Genomic DNA, 13,962 nt, shown 5'->3' with positions numbered 1-13,962 from the left:
CGGACTACCCCTGGGCCAATTTGGTCCGGGAACCGACCCGGTTCTGTGGGCGGGGCGCCGCTCCCCGAAAACCCCACCGGGCCGTCTGGCAGGCTGTGGCCATGGTCGACACCCCCGTGAAGTTGGGCATCATCGGACTCGGCGCCATGGGCGGCCGGGTGCTCGAAGTGGCGGCCGCGCACGCGGACCTCGTCGTGGTGCGGGCGTCCGACCTGGACGAGGCGACCGTGCGGCGGGTCGGGGAGGCGCACCCCTCGGTGGCGGTGAGCCGCGACGCGGCGGACGTGCTGGACGCCTCGGACGTGGAGGCCGTGTACATCGCCGTGCCGCCCGCGTTCCACGCGGAGCTGACCGTGGCGGCGTTGAAGGCCGGCAAGGCCGTGTTCTGCGAGAAGCCCCTGGCGGTGAGCGCCGAGGACGCGCGGGCGATGGTCGAGGCGGCGGCGTCGAGCGGGCTCGCCACCGCGGTGAACTTCGCGCTGTCCGACCGGGACGTGGTGCTGGAGGTCGAACGAGCGCTGCGGGCCGGGGAGGTCGGCGACGTGCTCGGCGTCGACGTGCGGTTGCAGTTCCCGGTGTGGCCGCGGGCGTTCCAGGCCGACGCGCTGTGGCTGGACGGGCGGGAGCAGGGCGGGTTCGTGCGGGAGGTGTTCTCGCACTTCGCGTACCTGACGGACCGGTTGCTGGGGCCGTTGCGGGCGGTCGACGTGAGCGCCGACTTCCCGGAGACGGGCAGCGAGGTGGCGGCGCGGGGGCTCCTGCGGGCCGGTGACGTGCCGGTGCACTTCTCCGGGCTGGCGGGCGTGGCCGGGCCCGAGGTGTACGAGTGGGTGCTGTGGGGCACGCGCCGGTCGTACCGGCTGCGTGGCTGGGTGCGGCTGGAGGCCTTCGACGGCGACGAGTGGACGCCGGTGGACCTCGGCGCGGGCAGCGGGTCCGACGCCACGCGCCTCGGGCTGTTCGCCGCAGCCGTGCGGGGGACCGGGTCGCCGAACCTGGCGGACTTCGCGATCGCCCAGCGGGTGCAGGACGCCGTGGAGGCGTTCCACGCGAGCTGAGGTGGGGCGGTCCGAGGACAGCGCCCCCACCGGGCCTAGTCCAGGTGGAACTTCGGGTCGGTCGCGAGGGCGGCGAGCTGGTCCCCGGTCAGCGGCAGCTCGCCGAGCGCGGGCTGCTTGCTGTCGCGGAACGCCTTCGCCTGGCCGACGAGGACGAGCGTGCCGTCGGCGTAGCGGTAGGCGGCGACCTGGTCGAACGCCTTCTCCTGGTCGGGCTCGGTGCCGTTGGAGGTGAGGACGCCGACCTTGTTGCCACCGACGTCGACGGCGGCGCAATCGCCCTTGATGCCCCACGAGTGCGCGGCGGCCTCGCAGGCCTCACCCGTCACGGTGTTGCCGACCGTGGTGACCTGCACGTACAGGGTGCCCACGTGGCCGTTGCCGTCCGTCTTCAGCACGGGCGTGGTCGCCTGGTACTCCCACACCTGGGCGTTGTTCGCGGCGTAGTCCACGAACTGCGACTGGGTGCGCACCTTGGCGTCGTCCGCGTCCCGCGCGGCGAACCCCGACGGCAGCGCCGCCGCCAGCTTCGACGCCAGGTCGACGCTCTTGTCCGCCCGCGGCCCGCTGGTCGCGGTCCGATCGGTCTGCCCGTCCGGCCACGACGTCCCGGTCTTGTCCCCGGCCCCGGCCTGCGCGGGCACCCCGGCGGACGACTGGAGCGGCGGCACGACCCCGTTCGGCCCGGCCCCGGCCTCGGTGCTGCCACCACCGAGTGCGGACGGCAGGTACGTCGCCCCCACCGCGATCCCCACCACGGCCAACCCCGCCACGACCCCGGCCCTGGTGGTCTGCCGCCGCCGGTACGCCTTCTGCCCGGCGGCCACCGCCAGACCGGTGTCCATGGGCGGCGGCGGGCTGCTCGCCACCATCGCGCCCCGCAACGCGTCCCTGACCTCGTGCTCGTTCATCGGACCCTCTCCTGGTACTCGTCGGCGAGCCGACCGCGCAGCGTCTGCAGCCCCCGCGCGGCCTGGCTCTTCACCGTTCCCGTGGTGCACTTCAACGCCCTGGCGGTCTCCTCGACCGACAGGTCCTCCCAGTACCGCAGGACGAGCACCGCCCGCTGCCGTGGCGGGACGTGCTCCAACGCCTCCAGCACCACCATCCGGTCCTCGGGGGACCCGACGGGCGGTGATTCGGCCTCCGGGGAGCCGTCGGCGAACCGCTCACGGCGGTAGCGGCCCAACCGGGTGTCGGACACGAACGTGCGCACCAGGATCTGCCGCGTGTAGGAGTCGATCACCTCGTGCCGGGCGATCCGCTTCCACGCGAGGTAGAGCTTGGTGAACGTGACCTGAACCAGGTCCTCCGCCCGGTGCCAGTCGCCGCACAGCAGGAACGCCGTGCCGCGCATGGCCCCGGAACGCGCCGCGAAGTACTCGGCGAACGCGGCGTCCCGATCAGTCATTCGACTCCCCTATCGTGCGATACCGGGCTAGTCACGCCCACGGGGGCGGATCCGGTTGCACGGGTTCCGGGAATTGTTCGGCGAACTTCAGTGCTTGTCCACTGTGGAGGATCGGCGGCGGGCCAGCAGCACGGCCACCGCCACGACGACCGCAAGCGCGATAGCCCAGGGGAGGGGGCCGGAGGTGTTCACCCAACTGGCCAGGCGTTCCTGGACGACGGCCGCGGCCTCGACGATCGGGTCGGCGGCGGTGCCGCCCGCGAAGTACAGGCGCAGTTCGTAGACGCCGTAGTAGCCCACGTACAGGCCGACCACGACGAGCAGCGCGCCGCCGAGGCGGTTCACGTGGGGGAGCAGGCGGCGGGCGGTGGTGACGACGGTGGTGCCCGCCAAGGCCACGGCCGTGGCGAGGACGCCGACGACCAGGGCCATGCCGACGCCGTAGGCGAGGTACGCGAGGACGCCGTCCACGACCGAGCCGCGGCGGAACGTGGAGCTGGTGACGGCGAGGAACGGGCCGATCGTGCACGACAGGGACGCGATGGCGTAGGCGATGCCGTAGCCGAACATGGAGCGCAGGCGGGCTGTCGGTGCGCCGCGGCCGGATTTGGGCAGCAGGAGGGTGAGTTCGCGGCCGGTCAGCATCACCGCGCCGAGGACCACCAGGGTCGCGCCGATCACCACGGTCACCGCGGGCAGGTAGCGCTGGACGGACGCGGCCAAGGGGGCCACGACGAGGCCGAACGTGCCGAACACGACGAGGAAGCCCAGCGCCATGGCGGCGGTGGCCGCTAGGGCTCGGGTCACGGCCGCGGCGCGGCTCCGCTGGTCGTCGCCGACGACCACCAGCGTCAGGTAGGCGGGGAGCATCGCGAAGCCGCACGGGTTCAGCGCGGCGATCAGCCCGGCCGCGAGGGCGAAGCCCAGCGTCTGGACGGTCACGCGGTCAGCTTGGCGATCCTGGCGACGATGTCCTCCTCGGTGGGGCTGCCGATGATGACGTCGGCCTTGCCGTCCTTGTCGATGAAGGCGAACGCGGGCTGCGCGCTCACGCCGAAGCGCTGCCACACCGAGGCGTCGAGGTCGGCGATGTGCTGGAAGCCGTTCATGTCGTACTTGGCGACGAAGTCCTTCATGGCGGGCAGCTGGTCCTGCGCGGCCACGCCGACCCAGGTGACGCCCTTGCTCTCCTTGGCGAGCTTGGTGATGGTCGGCGCCTCGCGGTTGCACGACGGGCACCACGGCGCCCAGAACCACAGCACGGCGGGCTTCCCGGCGAGGCTCTCGCCGGAGAAGTCCTTGCCGTCCACGGTCTTCGCGGTGAACCGGAGCTGCTCGGTGACGGCGGACGCGCCCACGGCCGCGGCGGCCGGGGCCGGCGCGGCGGGGGAGCCGCAGCCCGCGACGAGCGCGAGCGCGGCGAGCGCCAGTCCCAGGGAACGGACGAGTTTCACGTCGACAACCTCCTGCGGGCGTGGCGGCGGTGGGGCGAGCGTCGGATTCGGCGGAGGGTAGCCCCGATCGTGTGTGCCCGGCGAGAAGGCGTCGCGGTCCTTGTCCCTCGACGCGCCAGCGCGCTACGGTCGCTGGGAGCGCTCCCAGAAGCTCGGGTTCTTCCACGGCGAGGTGGACCATGAGAGTGAACCGATTACGCCCAACGGCCGTGCTCGCGTTCGCGTGGGCGGAGTTCGCGTCGCGGAGGTCGACGGGCGCGGCGATCGCGACCCCGATTTCCCTGCCCCGCAAGGACTTCGCAGTGTCCGGTTTGGGCGATTCAGCCGCTCGACCGCGCCTCGGCGCGGTGACGCCCGTCGCGCGTCACCGGTCGACGCGGTCGCCCGGCAACGCCCTCCGGTGGGAGTGCGGGTCGGTAGCCCGCCGCTCGGGGAGCGCGGTCCGGGGTCGGCCCTCCGCCGCGAGCGGGTCCCCGCCGGGTCGTGGCCGACGGGCTTGATCGACTGGCGGGCAGCGCTCCGCGGAACCGGTTCCGCCGAGGTGGTGAACACATCTGACCAGGTGGAAGTCCTGGGAGCGCTCTCGGAAAATCAGACACGATTGTCCGCACCCGCAAGGGCGTGAAAACGACCGTCAGGTCATCGCCGCAGCTCAAGGCGTTGCAGCACCCAATTGACGCCCGTTGGTAACAGGCTGGACACAAGTGCTTGACACCCATTAGTGGCGCCGACCACACTTCGGCACCTGGGAGCGCTCCCAGACTCGCATCGCCTCACTCCCGAGGCTGCCGAGCACCGCCGCCCTCAGCAGAGGAGTTCTTCGTGCCGTACCGCTCTAGCCGATGGGCCATCGCACTGGCCTGTACCGCCACGCTCGCCGCGACCGCCGCTTGCGGGTCGAGTGGCGGCACGGGGGGCACCACCGCCGACGGCAAGATCGAGCTGACCGTCGCCACCTTCAACGAGTTCGGTTACGAGGACCTCCTCCCGGAGTACGAGAAGGCCCACCCGAACATCAAGGTCGTCGCCCGCAAGACCGGCAAGGCCGACGACCACCACCAGAACCTGTTCACCAAGATCGCCGCCGGGTCGGGCCTCTCCGACATCGAGGCCGTCGAGGAGGGCTACCTGCCCCAGGTCCTGTCGAAGGCGGACAAGTTCAACAACCTCCTCGAGATCGGCCCCGCCGACGTCAAGCCGGACCGCTGGCTGGCGTGGAAGTCCGAGTCCGCCACCAAGAACGGCTCGTTCATCGGCTACGGCACGGACATCGGCCCGCTCGCGATGTGCTACCGCACGGACCTCTTCGAGGCCGCGGGACTCCCGACCGACCCCGCCGGTGTGAAGGCCATCTTCGCCACGTGGGACAGCTACTTCGCCGCCGGTGACCAGTTCAAGGCCAAGACGGGCGACAAGGCGTGGTTCGACAGCGCCGCCCAGGTCTTCAACGCCATGGTCAACCAGGAGAAGGTCGGCTACTACGACGCCAGCGACAAGCTCGTCGTCGACACCAACCCGGACCTCAAGGCCGACTGGCAGCAGGTGACCGCCGCGGTCGCCAAGGGCCAGTCCGCCAAGCTCGTGGCGTTCAGCAACGAGTGGAACACCGGCTTCAAGAACGCCGCCTTCGCCACGAAGACCTGCCCGTCCTGGATGCTCGGCGTCGTCGAGAAGCAGGCCGGTCCGGAGAACGCGGGCAAGTGGGCCGTCACCGACGCCTTCCCCGACGGCGGCGGCAACTGGGGCGGGTCGTTCCTGACCGTGCCCAAGCAGAGCAAGCACCCGAAGGAAGCCGCCGAGCTGGCCGCGTGGCTGACCGCCCCCGAGCAGCAGATCAAGGCGTTCACGGCCAAGGGCACGTTCCCGAGCCAGGTGCAGGCCCTCACGGCCCCCGCGCTGCTCGACCAGACCAGCGCGTACTTCGGCAACACCAAGGTCGGCGCGCTGTTCGCCGAGCAGGCCAAGAAGGTCCCGGCCGCCCAGCCGAAGGGCCCGGCCTCGGGCACCATCCAGGACAAGGTGTTCAACTCGGCGCTCCAGGCGGTCGAGCAGGGCACCAGCGTCGACGACGCCTGGAAGCAGGCGGTAGAGGGCGCCCAGAAGGCAGCCAAGTGACGGCTGACCTCACGGAGGTACCGAGCGGGCGGGGCGTCGAGCCCCGCCCGCCCGTCCGCCGTGACGCCCCGGTGGAACACCCGAAGCTCCCGCTGCGCGACCGGTTGACCCGGCTCGACGTCAAGTTCACGCCCTACCTGTTCATCGCGCCGTTCTTCGTGCTGTTCGCGGTGATCGGCCTCTTCCCGTTGCTGTACACCGGGTACGTCTCGCTGTTCGACTGGGAGCTCGGCGGCGACGAGCACCCGTTCGTCGGACTGGCGAACTACACCGCGCTGCTGGCGGACTCGCAGTTCTGGAACGCGATGTTCAACACGATCAGCATCTTCGTGCTGTCCAGCGTCCCGCAGATGATCACCGCGGTCCTGCTGGCCGCGTTGCTCAACACCGCGCTGCGAGCGCGCACGGCGTGGCGCATGGGCGTCCTGCTGCCGTACGTGGCGAGCCTGGTCGCGCTGGCGATCATCTTCAGCAACCTGTTCGGCAAGCAGTACGGCCTGATCAACACGTTCCTCGAGGGCGTCGGCCTGAGCCCGGTCGACTGGCAGGGCAACTGGTTCGCCAGCCACGTCGCCATCGCGACGATGGTGAACTGGCGCTGGACCGGCTACAACGCGCTGATCGTGCTGGCGGCCATGCAGGCCATCCCGCGCGAGGTGCACGAGGCCGCGCTGGTCGACGGCGCGGGCGCGGTCCGCCGGTTCGTCAGCATCACGCTGCCCCTGCTGCGCCCGACGATCATCTTCGTGGTCATCACGTCCACGATCGGCGGCCTGCAGATCTTCACCGAGCCCAAGCTGTTCGACCCCGCGGGCGGCAGCGGCGGCGGGTTCTCCCACCAGTACCAGACCGTCGTGCTCTACCTGTACCAGGCGGGCTTCCAGGACTTCGACCTCGGCTACGCCTCGGCCATGGCCTGGATCCTCTTCCTGGTCGTCCTCGTCATCGCCGCCGCGAACTTCTTCCTCACCCGGCGGATCGCGTCAACCGGGGAGTCCGAATGACCGCGCTGACCCTGCGCAGGCCCGGCCGCACGGGCAAGCTGAAGGCCTCGACCCTGTTGGAACGCCCCAACTTCCTGGTGTACGGCATCCTCATCGCCTTCATCCTGGGGTCGGCGTTCCCGTTCTACTGGTCGTTCCTGGTGGCCAGCTACGACGCCAACGTCTTCACCGGCGACGTGCCGCTGATCCCCGGCGGGAACTTCCTCGTCAACGCCAACCGGGTCGTCGACTCGATCCCGTTCTGGAAGGCGCTGGGCAACAGCGTCGTCGTGTCCGGCACGGTCACGGTGTCCGTGGTGCTGTTCTCCAGCCTCGCCGGGTTCGCCTTCGCCAAGCTCCGCTTCCGCGGCAGCAAGGGGCTCATGCTGTTCGTCGTCGCCACGCTGGCCGTGCCGACGCAGCTCGGCGTGATCCCGCTGTTCATGGCGATGGCGGAGTTCGGCTGGTCCGGCACCCTCGGCGCGGTCATCGCGCCGAACCTGGTCACCGCGTTCGGCGTGTTCTGGATGCGGCAGTACATCGTCGACGCCGTCCCGAACGAGCTGATCGAGGCGGCCCGGATGGACGGGTGCAGCATGCTGCGCACCTTCTGGCACGTGTGCCTGCCCGCGGTGCGGCCCGCCGCGGCGATGCTCGGCGTGTTCACGTTCATGCAGTCCTGGAACGACTTCCTGTGGCCGCTGATCGTGCTGAACCCCGAGGACCCGACGATCCAGGTCGCGCTGGAGAAGCTCCAGTCCGGCTACTACGTCGACTACTCGCTGGTCCTCGCCGGGACCACGATGGCAACGGTCCCGGTGTTGTTGGTCTTCCTCGTACTCGGGCGGCAGATCGTCGCCGGGATCATGCAGGGCGCTGTGAAGGGGTAGTTGTGGACCAGATTTCGTTTCCCGACGGCTTCGTGTGGGGCGCGGCGACGGCCGCTTTCCAGGTAGAGGGCTCGACGACCGCGGACGGTCGCACGGACTCCATCTGGGACACCTTCTGCAGGCTGCCCGGCGCCATCGTCGGCGGCCACACCGGTGAGCCCGCCGCCGACCACTACAACAGGGTCGAGCAGGACGTGAAGCTGATGGTGGACCTGGGGCTCCAGGCCTACCGGTTCTCCATCGCGTGGCCCCGCGTCCGGCCGGACGGCGGACCCGCCAACCAGGCGGGCCTCGACTTCTACGGCAGGCTCGTGGACACGTTGCTGGCCAACGGGATCAAGCCGTGGGTCACGCTCTACCACTGGGACCTCCCGCAGGCCCTGGAGGACAAGGGCGGGTGGGCCGAGCGCGACACCGCGTTCCGGTTCGCCGACTACGCGACGACCGTCGTGGAGGCGCTCGGCGACCGCGTCACGTCCTGGACGACGCTCAACGAGCCGTGGTGCTCGTCGTTCCTCGGCTACGCGGCGGGCGTGCACGCGCCCGGCCGCCGCGAGCCCGAGGCCGCCGTCGCCGCGGTGCACCACCTGCTGCTCGGCCACGGCTTGGCGACGTCCGCGATCCGGGCCGTCCAGTCCGACGCCGAGGTGGGCATCACGCTGAACCTCTACCCGGTGTTCCCGGCCGACCCGGAGAGCGCGGCCGACGTGGACGCCGCGCGCCGCCTGGACGGCATGCAGAACCGGATGTTCCTCGACCCGGTGCTGCGTGGGGAGTACCCGGCGGACGTCGTGGAGGACTTCAAGCCGTACGGGTTCGAGGAGAACGTCCACGAGGGCGACCTGAAGATCATCTCCGCGCCGCTCGACATGCTCGGCGTGAACTACTACTCCGAGCACAACGTCAGCACCGTGTCCGACGGCCTCGTGCCGCTGCGCAACGGCAGGCGGCAGAGCGGGTCGCCGTGGGTGGGGCTCGACCAGCTGTCGTTCCCCGGCCGCGACCTCCCGCGCACCGACATGGACTGGGAGGTGCAGCCCGCGGGCCTCACGAAGGTGCTGCGGCGCCTGCACGACGAGTACCCGCGGCTGCCGCTGTACATCACCGAGAACGGCGCGGCCTACCCCGACGCGGTCAACGGCGACGGCGGTGTGCACGACCTCGACCGGCTGGGCTTCATCGAGTCCCACCTGAAGGCCGCGTACGACGCCATCGAGGCGGGCGTCGACCTGCGGGGCTACTTCTGCTGGTCGCTGCTGGACAACTTCGAGTGGGCCGAGGGGTACGCGAAGCGGTTCGGGATCGTGCACGTCGACTACGACACGCAGATCCGCACGCCCAAGACCAGCGCCCGGTGGTACGCCAAGGTGACCAGGGAGAACGCTCTGGTCGCCACGGGTGGCCTGTGACCGACGTAGCCCGGAACCGACGCCCCGGCCCACGGCTGGAGGAAGTGGCCCGCTTGGCCGGGGTGTCGCGTTCCACCGTCTCCAGGGTGATCAACGAGGAGCCCTACGTCAGCGCGAAGGCGCGCGACGCGGTGCACGAGGCGATCGGAGCCCTGGGCTACAGCCCCAACCAGGCGGCCAGGACGCTGGCGGGCAACCGGGCCAACGCCATCGCGCTCGTGGTGTCGGAGCAGGGCAGCCGCGTGCTGTCCGACCCGTTCTTCGCGGGCGTGCTGCGCGGGGTGCACGCGGAACTGGCGGGCCGCCGGGTCCAGCTGGTGCTGATGATGACGACGCAGCAGGACGTCGAGCAGGACGTCGTCGGCTACCTGTCGGGCGGGCACGTCGACGGCGTGCTGATCGTCAGCCTGCACGGCCAGGACCCGCTGCCGCTCAAGCTGGCCGAGGCCGGGGTGCCGATCGTGGTCGGCGGTCGCCCGCTGGTCGGCGACGGCATCCAGTACGTGGACTCGGACAACTTCAACGGCGCCCTGGAGGCGGCCCGGTACCTCGTGTCCACCGGCCGCAGGCGGATCGCCACCATCGCCGGGCCGAAGGACATGGCCGTGGGGATGGACCGGCTCAACGGGTGGCGGCGGGGCATGGTCGAGGCCGGGATGGCCGCGGACCTGGTGGCGCACAGCGACTTCACGCCCGACGGCGGGGCGGCCGCGATGGCCGCGCTGCTGGCCCGCGAGCCAGACCTGGACGCGGTGTTCGTCGCCGCGGACATCATGGCGATGGGCGCGCTGCGGGTCCTGCACGCCGAGCAGCGGCGCATCCCGAGGGACGTGGCCGTGGTCGGGTTCGACGACCTGATGATCGCCTCCACGGCGCTGCCGCCGCTCACCACCGTGCGGCAGGACGTGGAGCAGCTGGGCCGCACGATGACGTGGTGCCTGCTTGGCCAGCTGGCGGGGGAGGAGGGGCTGCCCCCGTCGCTGCTGCTGCCCACCTCGCTGGTGATCCGCGCCAGCGCGTGAGACGTCGTCCGCCGCACGTGCCCTCCCACCTTGCGGCGGACGATCCCGTGGGTACGCTCGGGTCTCGGACGGGCACAGGGGGCGTGGTGGCGGAGTCGGTCAAGGCGCGGCAGACGGCCGAGGAGCTCAAGGCCGCCGCGCGCAGGCTGTTGACCCGCACCACGTACGCGGAGATCAAGATCACCGACATCACCGAGGAGGCCGGTCGCGCCGCGGGCTCGTTCTACCGGCACTTCACCGACAAGGACCACCTGCTGCGGGCACTGGTCGAGGACTTCGAGGCCGCCGTGCGCGAGCAGGTCGTGAGCACCGCGGGCCACCGGCACAGCCTGGCCGACCGGGACGACGTGCGCAGGCACGTCGAGGCGTACTGGGTCGGCTACCGGCGGCACCACGCCGAGATGGCGGGTGTGCTCCAGGCGTCGATGGTCAGCGCCGAGTTCCGCGAGGTGCACGCCCGGCTGCGGGGGCGGCAGGTCGCCATCTGGGCGGACCACCTCGCCGAGTCGCACGGCGACCGGGCGGCCACGGCCGCGTTCGCCGTGGTCTCGATGCTCGAGGCCGTCTGCTACGACCGGCTGCGCGGGCCGTCGCCGGACGGCGGGGACGTGGTCGAGACGCTGACGGACCTGATCGCGGGCGGCGTTCTCGGGCGTTGACAGCGGGCCCTCTCGCAGTGAAAATGAATTCAAATTCACTGACCTGCGCTCGACGACGAGAGGGTCCCCGCCATGCGCATCGCCCGTTCCGAGATCCCGGTGGCCGTCGACTTCGGCGACTACGTCGGGAAGTACGCCGCACTGGGCGGGATGCACTTCGCCTTCGAGAAGTGCGCCAAGGGCTACACCATCGACCCGATGCTCGCGGCCTACGCGGACAACGCCTGCCCGGTGGAGCACTGGGGCCTGATGTTCAAGGGCTCGGTGCTGGTCAAGTACACCGACGGGACGGAGGAGACCTTCGTGGAGGGCGACGCCTACCACGTCCCGCCGGGGCACCGGCCGTACTTCCTGGAGGACAGCGAACTCCTCCAGATCACCCGCGCGGACGAGCACGCCGAGCTGATCCGCACGATCAGCGAGGCTGGCCTGCTCGGCTGAGCTACCGCGGCGGGACGGTGACGGCGGGCGAGACGCCGCCGGAGGAGAACACGCACACGGCCTTGTCGGCCTTCGCGCACTCCCTGGACGCCTCGATCCGCAGGTACTCCAGGTAGTTCGGGTCCGCCAACGCCTTGGACAGCTGCGCCTGCGCCTCGGACTGGTCGATGGCCACCTTCTTGGCGCTGCGGCCCTTGCGGATCTCCGGGTCGTTGTAGTCCGCGCTGATGATCAGCAGCTCCACCGGCGGGCACGGCAGCAGCCGAGGGTCCTTGGCGTTGGGATCGCCGGGCACCTCGCGGTCGAACGACGGCCCGCAGAAGAACTGCTTGCCGGTCTGCCGCTCCAGGTACTCCTGGAAGCGCTTGCCCACGTCGGCCTGGAGCATCGTGAGGGTGCCGGTGTCGGTGGTGCCCACTTGGACGTTGTTGACGATGGCGTCGCCGAAGTACCGGCGCGCCTCGTCCTTGAACGCGGACTCCAGCGGCGGGTAGAACTTCTCCCGCAGCAGCTTGCGCCAGCCCTCGGGCTCGTTGCCGTCGTCGTCGAGCTGGCACGCGTAGTGCGCGCACAGGTCCTCGAAGAACTTGCGCAGCGTCCCGCCCTCGTAGCCGGGGATGTCGTTGTCGCGGGTGTTCGTCTTGAACGCGACGCTGATCTCGAAGTCCACCAGCATCCCGTTGGTCTCCGCGTCACCGCCCGCCGGGACGCTGATCACGCCGTTGATGTCGGCGCGCTCGTCGCGGCGGACGATGAAGCTGCGCTGCGCCGTGGTGAGCCGGTAGACGTCGTCGTTGTAGGTCCACTCGACGTCGCCGGGCCGGACGACGCTGTCGAAGGCCTTCCCGTCGAAGCTGCCCGCCGTGTAGTGCAGCCCTATGGCGTCCGGTTCGACCTCCGTCGCCGAACACGCGGCGGTGCCGAGCAGCACCACCGCCACCAGTGCGATCGCCCGTCGTGCCGTCATGGAACTCTCCCCCCGATCAGAAGATTTCCAGTCTGACACCCCTTGTGCCGCAAGGGTTCCACCACGGTTGCGGAAAGTTCCGGCTTGACCGTTCCTTGAGGTGGCGGAAGGGCGGCGCCTCCCGCGAAGCGCCGCCCCTCCGGTCGGTGGTCAGGCGCAGCTCGCGCCGTTCAGCTTCGCGTTCCCGAACGGCGGGGTGCCGCCGCCGAAGGTCGCGTTGTAGCCGATCGTCACCGACGCCCCGCTCGCCAGCGGGCCGTTCCAGGACGCGTTGGTCACCTTGATGACGTCACCCGTGTCGGTCCAGGTGCCGTTCCAGCCCTGCGTCAGCGTCACGCCCGCGGCGGTGAACTCCAGCGTCCACGAGCTGATCGCCGCCCCCTTGTTGGTGATGGTGATCTCGCCGCCGTAGCCGCCGGACCAGGAGCTGGTGATCTTCTGCGCCACCTGGCACCCGCCCGACGGCGGGTTGCCGGTGGTCGTGGTCGTCGTCGTGGTGGTGGTCGTGGTGGTCGTGGTCGGGACGGGCCCGGCCGCCGCGGCCAGGTCGTAGGCCCGCTGCGGCACGAAGCTGCCCGCCGCGCCGATGCAGCCGTCGGACTCGCCCGGCGGCTTGACCCACAGGAACGCGTCGACCTGGGAGTCGCCGGTCGCCGTGGTGCTCGGCGTGCCGATCGCGCGGCCCGCCGGGTCGCACCACTCGCTGCCGAGCGGGCCGTTGCCGTTGCGGCTGGTGTCGACGACGGCCTTCAGCCGCCCGTCGCCGACGGCGTTGAGCACCGCCTTGGCGTAGGACACCTCGTCGTTGCGGGCGCGGTAGTTCGACACATTGGTGGAGATGCCGTCCGCGCTGTTGGAGATGTCCGCCGCCCTCAGGCGGGACGCGGCCTCGGAGGCGGTCAGCCACGCCGAGTGGCCGATGTCGAAGTACACCTTCGCCTGCGACGAGCCCGCCTTGAGCTTCTTGCCCGCGTAGGCCATCGACGCCTTGGTCTCGTTCTGCTGGTCCGCGTTCTGGCAGGACGACATCATCGGCAGCACGTCGGGTTCGAGGACGATCGACGCGGGCCTGCCCGCGAGCCCCGCGGAGACCTGGTCGATCCACTGGCGGTAGGCGGAGTGCGACGGGGCTCCGCCGCCGCTCGCCCCGCCGCAGTCGCGGTTCGGGATGTCGTAGACGACCAGGATCGGGATCTTGCCCGCGGCCGCCGCGGCTCCGACGTAGGCGTCGACCTGCGCGCGGACGGCGGAGGTGTTGGTGGTGGTGAACCACTTGGCCTGAGGGACGGAGGCGATCCGGTCGCGGATCAGGGACGTCCGCGAGTCGCCGGGGTTGGCCGCGACCCACTTGGCCGCGTTGGTCGTGGGGTCGACGTAGAACGCCGAGTCGGCGGCCAGCGCGGGCGCCGGACCTTGCAGCAGCAGGGCCGCCCCGACCGCGAGCGCGGTCGACAGCGCTCCCAGTGCCAGGGCGTGCTTAGGAGTGGGCATGGCGGTTCTCTCCCGATGGGTCGGGTGGCGGGGCGTGCGAAGCAACTCCCCCCCGCACCGAG

14 protein-coding genes are annotated in these 13,962 nt (G+C 70.8%); 8 read left to right on the top strand and 6 right to left on the bottom strand.

From position 1 onward, the window contains the following. Positions 1-101 precede the first annotated feature (101 nt). A complete protein-coding gene (locus ACFWW9_RS42650) occupies positions 102-1,058 on the top strand; it encodes a Gfo/Idh/MocA family protein (RefSeq protein ID WP_390388766.1) in 957 nt (318 codons plus the stop codon). Positions 1,059-1,093: 35 nt separating this feature from the next. Here the strand turns inward: ACFWW9_RS42650 and ACFWW9_RS42645 are convergent, their stop codons facing one another. From ACFWW9_RS42645 to ACFWW9_RS42630, 4 genes are all read right to left on the bottom strand, one after another. Next, positions 1,094-1,969: a hypothetical protein gene (locus ACFWW9_RS42645; protein WP_390388764.1), complete on the bottom strand. Its 876-nt coding sequence runs from the start codon at positions 1,967-1,969 to the stop codon at positions 1,094-1,096. Continuing rightward, positions 1,966-2,469 (bottom strand): SigE family RNA polymerase sigma factor, encoded by a 504-nt coding sequence (locus ACFWW9_RS42640; protein WP_390388762.1) that lies wholly within the window; start codon positions 2,467-2,469, stop codon positions 1,966-1,968. Before ACFWW9_RS42640 ends, ACFWW9_RS42645 begins: the two co-directional genes overlap by 4 nt. A gap of 87 nt (positions 2,470-2,556) precedes the next feature. Beyond that, positions 2,557-3,411, bottom strand: a complete 855-nt coding sequence (locus ACFWW9_RS42635) for a cytochrome c biogenesis CcdA family protein (protein ID WP_390388760.1) — start codon at positions 3,409-3,411, stop codon at positions 2,557-2,559. Next, positions 3,408-3,923, bottom strand: coding sequence for a redoxin family protein (locus ACFWW9_RS42630; protein ID WP_390388759.1), 516 nt, complete (start codon positions 3,921-3,923; stop codon positions 3,408-3,410). The genes ACFWW9_RS42635 and ACFWW9_RS42630 overlap by 4 nt, the downstream gene beginning before the upstream one ends. Positions 3,924-4,745: 822 nt before the next feature. On the opposite strand from ACFWW9_RS42630, the gene ACFWW9_RS42625 reads away from it, so the two are divergent. The 7 genes from ACFWW9_RS42625 to ACFWW9_RS42595 all read left to right on the top strand — a co-directional run bounded on the left by ACFWW9_RS42625 (position 4,746) and on the right by ACFWW9_RS42595 (position 11,442). Next, positions 4,746-6,038 carry an extracellular solute-binding protein gene (locus ACFWW9_RS42625; protein ID WP_390388757.1) on the top strand — a complete coding sequence of 431 codons (1,293 nt, stop codon included), beginning with the start codon at positions 4,746-4,748 and terminating at the stop codon, positions 6,036-6,038. 71 nt (positions 6,039-6,109) lie between these two features. Then, complete coding sequence (locus ACFWW9_RS42620; protein WP_390388767.1) at positions 6,110-7,042, top strand: carbohydrate ABC transporter permease; 933 nt, start codon at positions 6,110-6,112, stop codon at positions 7,040-7,042. Next, positions 7,039-7,911, top strand: coding sequence for a carbohydrate ABC transporter permease (locus tag ACFWW9_RS42615; RefSeq protein WP_390388755.1), 873 nt, complete (start codon positions 7,039-7,041; stop codon positions 7,909-7,911). The genes ACFWW9_RS42620 and ACFWW9_RS42615 overlap by 4 nt, the downstream gene beginning before the upstream one ends. Positions 7,912-7,913: 2 nt before the next feature. Beyond that, complete coding sequence (locus tag ACFWW9_RS42610; RefSeq protein WP_390388753.1) at positions 7,914-9,320, top strand: GH1 family beta-glucosidase; 1,407 nt, start codon at positions 7,914-7,916, stop codon at positions 9,318-9,320. Continuing rightward, a complete protein-coding gene (locus ACFWW9_RS42605; RefSeq protein WP_390388751.1) occupies positions 9,317-10,342 on the top strand; it encodes a LacI family DNA-binding transcriptional regulator in 1,026 nt (341 codons plus the stop codon). Before ACFWW9_RS42610 ends, ACFWW9_RS42605 begins: the two co-directional genes overlap by 4 nt. A gap of 86 nt (positions 10,343-10,428) precedes the next feature. After that, complete coding sequence (locus ACFWW9_RS42600; protein WP_390388750.1) at positions 10,429-11,001, top strand: TetR/AcrR family transcriptional regulator; 573 nt, start codon at positions 10,429-10,431, stop codon at positions 10,999-11,001. A gap of 72 nt (positions 11,002-11,073) precedes the next feature. Then, the gene (locus ACFWW9_RS42595) at positions 11,074-11,442 is read left to right on the top strand and encodes a hypothetical protein (RefSeq protein WP_390388748.1); all 369 of its coding nucleotides are present in this window, start codon (positions 11,074-11,076) and stop codon (positions 11,440-11,442) included. 1 nt (position 11,443) lies between these two features. Here ACFWW9_RS42595 and ACFWW9_RS42590 read toward each other — a convergent pair whose 3' ends face one another. Together ACFWW9_RS42590 and ACFWW9_RS42585 are read right to left on the bottom strand one after the other, a co-directional pair. Continuing rightward, positions 11,444-12,409 carry a hypothetical protein gene (locus ACFWW9_RS42590; protein ID WP_390388746.1) on the bottom strand — a complete coding sequence of 322 codons (966 nt, stop codon included), beginning with the start codon at positions 12,407-12,409 and terminating at the stop codon, positions 11,444-11,446. Between the two features lie 150 nt (positions 12,410-12,559). Then, entirely contained in the window at positions 12,560-13,900 is a 1,341-nt protein-coding gene (locus tag ACFWW9_RS42585) for a glycoside hydrolase family 6 protein (RefSeq protein WP_390388744.1), read from the bottom strand. Positions 13,901-13,962 lie beyond the last annotated feature (62 nt).

The organism is Umezawaea sp. NPDC059074 (assembly GCF_042738955.1).
Lineage (GTDB): Bacteria > Actinomycetota > Actinomycetes > Mycobacteriales > Pseudonocardiaceae > Umezawaea.
This window is presented reverse-complemented; position numbering and strand designations above follow the sequence as displayed.

Bases quoted from the DNA above. Each gene is read 5' to 3' on its own strand.
- ACFWW9_RS42645 (WP_390388764.1), bottom strand. From the start codon at position 1,969: ATGAACGAGCACGAGGTCAGGGACGCGTTGCGGGGCGCGATGGTGGCG.
- ACFWW9_RS42650 (WP_390388766.1), top strand. From the start codon at position 102: ATGGTCGACACCCCCGTGAAGTTGGGCATCATCGGACTCGGCGCCATG.
- ACFWW9_RS42640 (WP_390388762.1), bottom strand. From the start codon at position 2,469: ATGACTGATCGGGACGCCGCGTTCGCCGAGTACTTCGCGGCGCGTTCC.
- ACFWW9_RS42590 (WP_390388746.1), bottom strand. From the start codon at position 12,409: ATGACGGCACGACGGGCGATCGCACTGGTGGCGGTGGTGCTGCTCGGC.
- ACFWW9_RS42615 (WP_390388755.1), top strand. From the start codon at position 7,039: ATGACCGCGCTGACCCTGCGCAGGCCCGGCCGCACGGGCAAGCTGAAG.
- ACFWW9_RS42595 (WP_390388748.1), top strand. From the start codon at position 11,074: ATGCGCATCGCCCGTTCCGAGATCCCGGTGGCCGTCGACTTCGGCGAC.
- ACFWW9_RS42585 (WP_390388744.1), bottom strand. From the start codon at position 13,900: ATGCCCACTCCTAAGCACGCCCTGGCACTGGGAGCGCTGTCGACCGCG.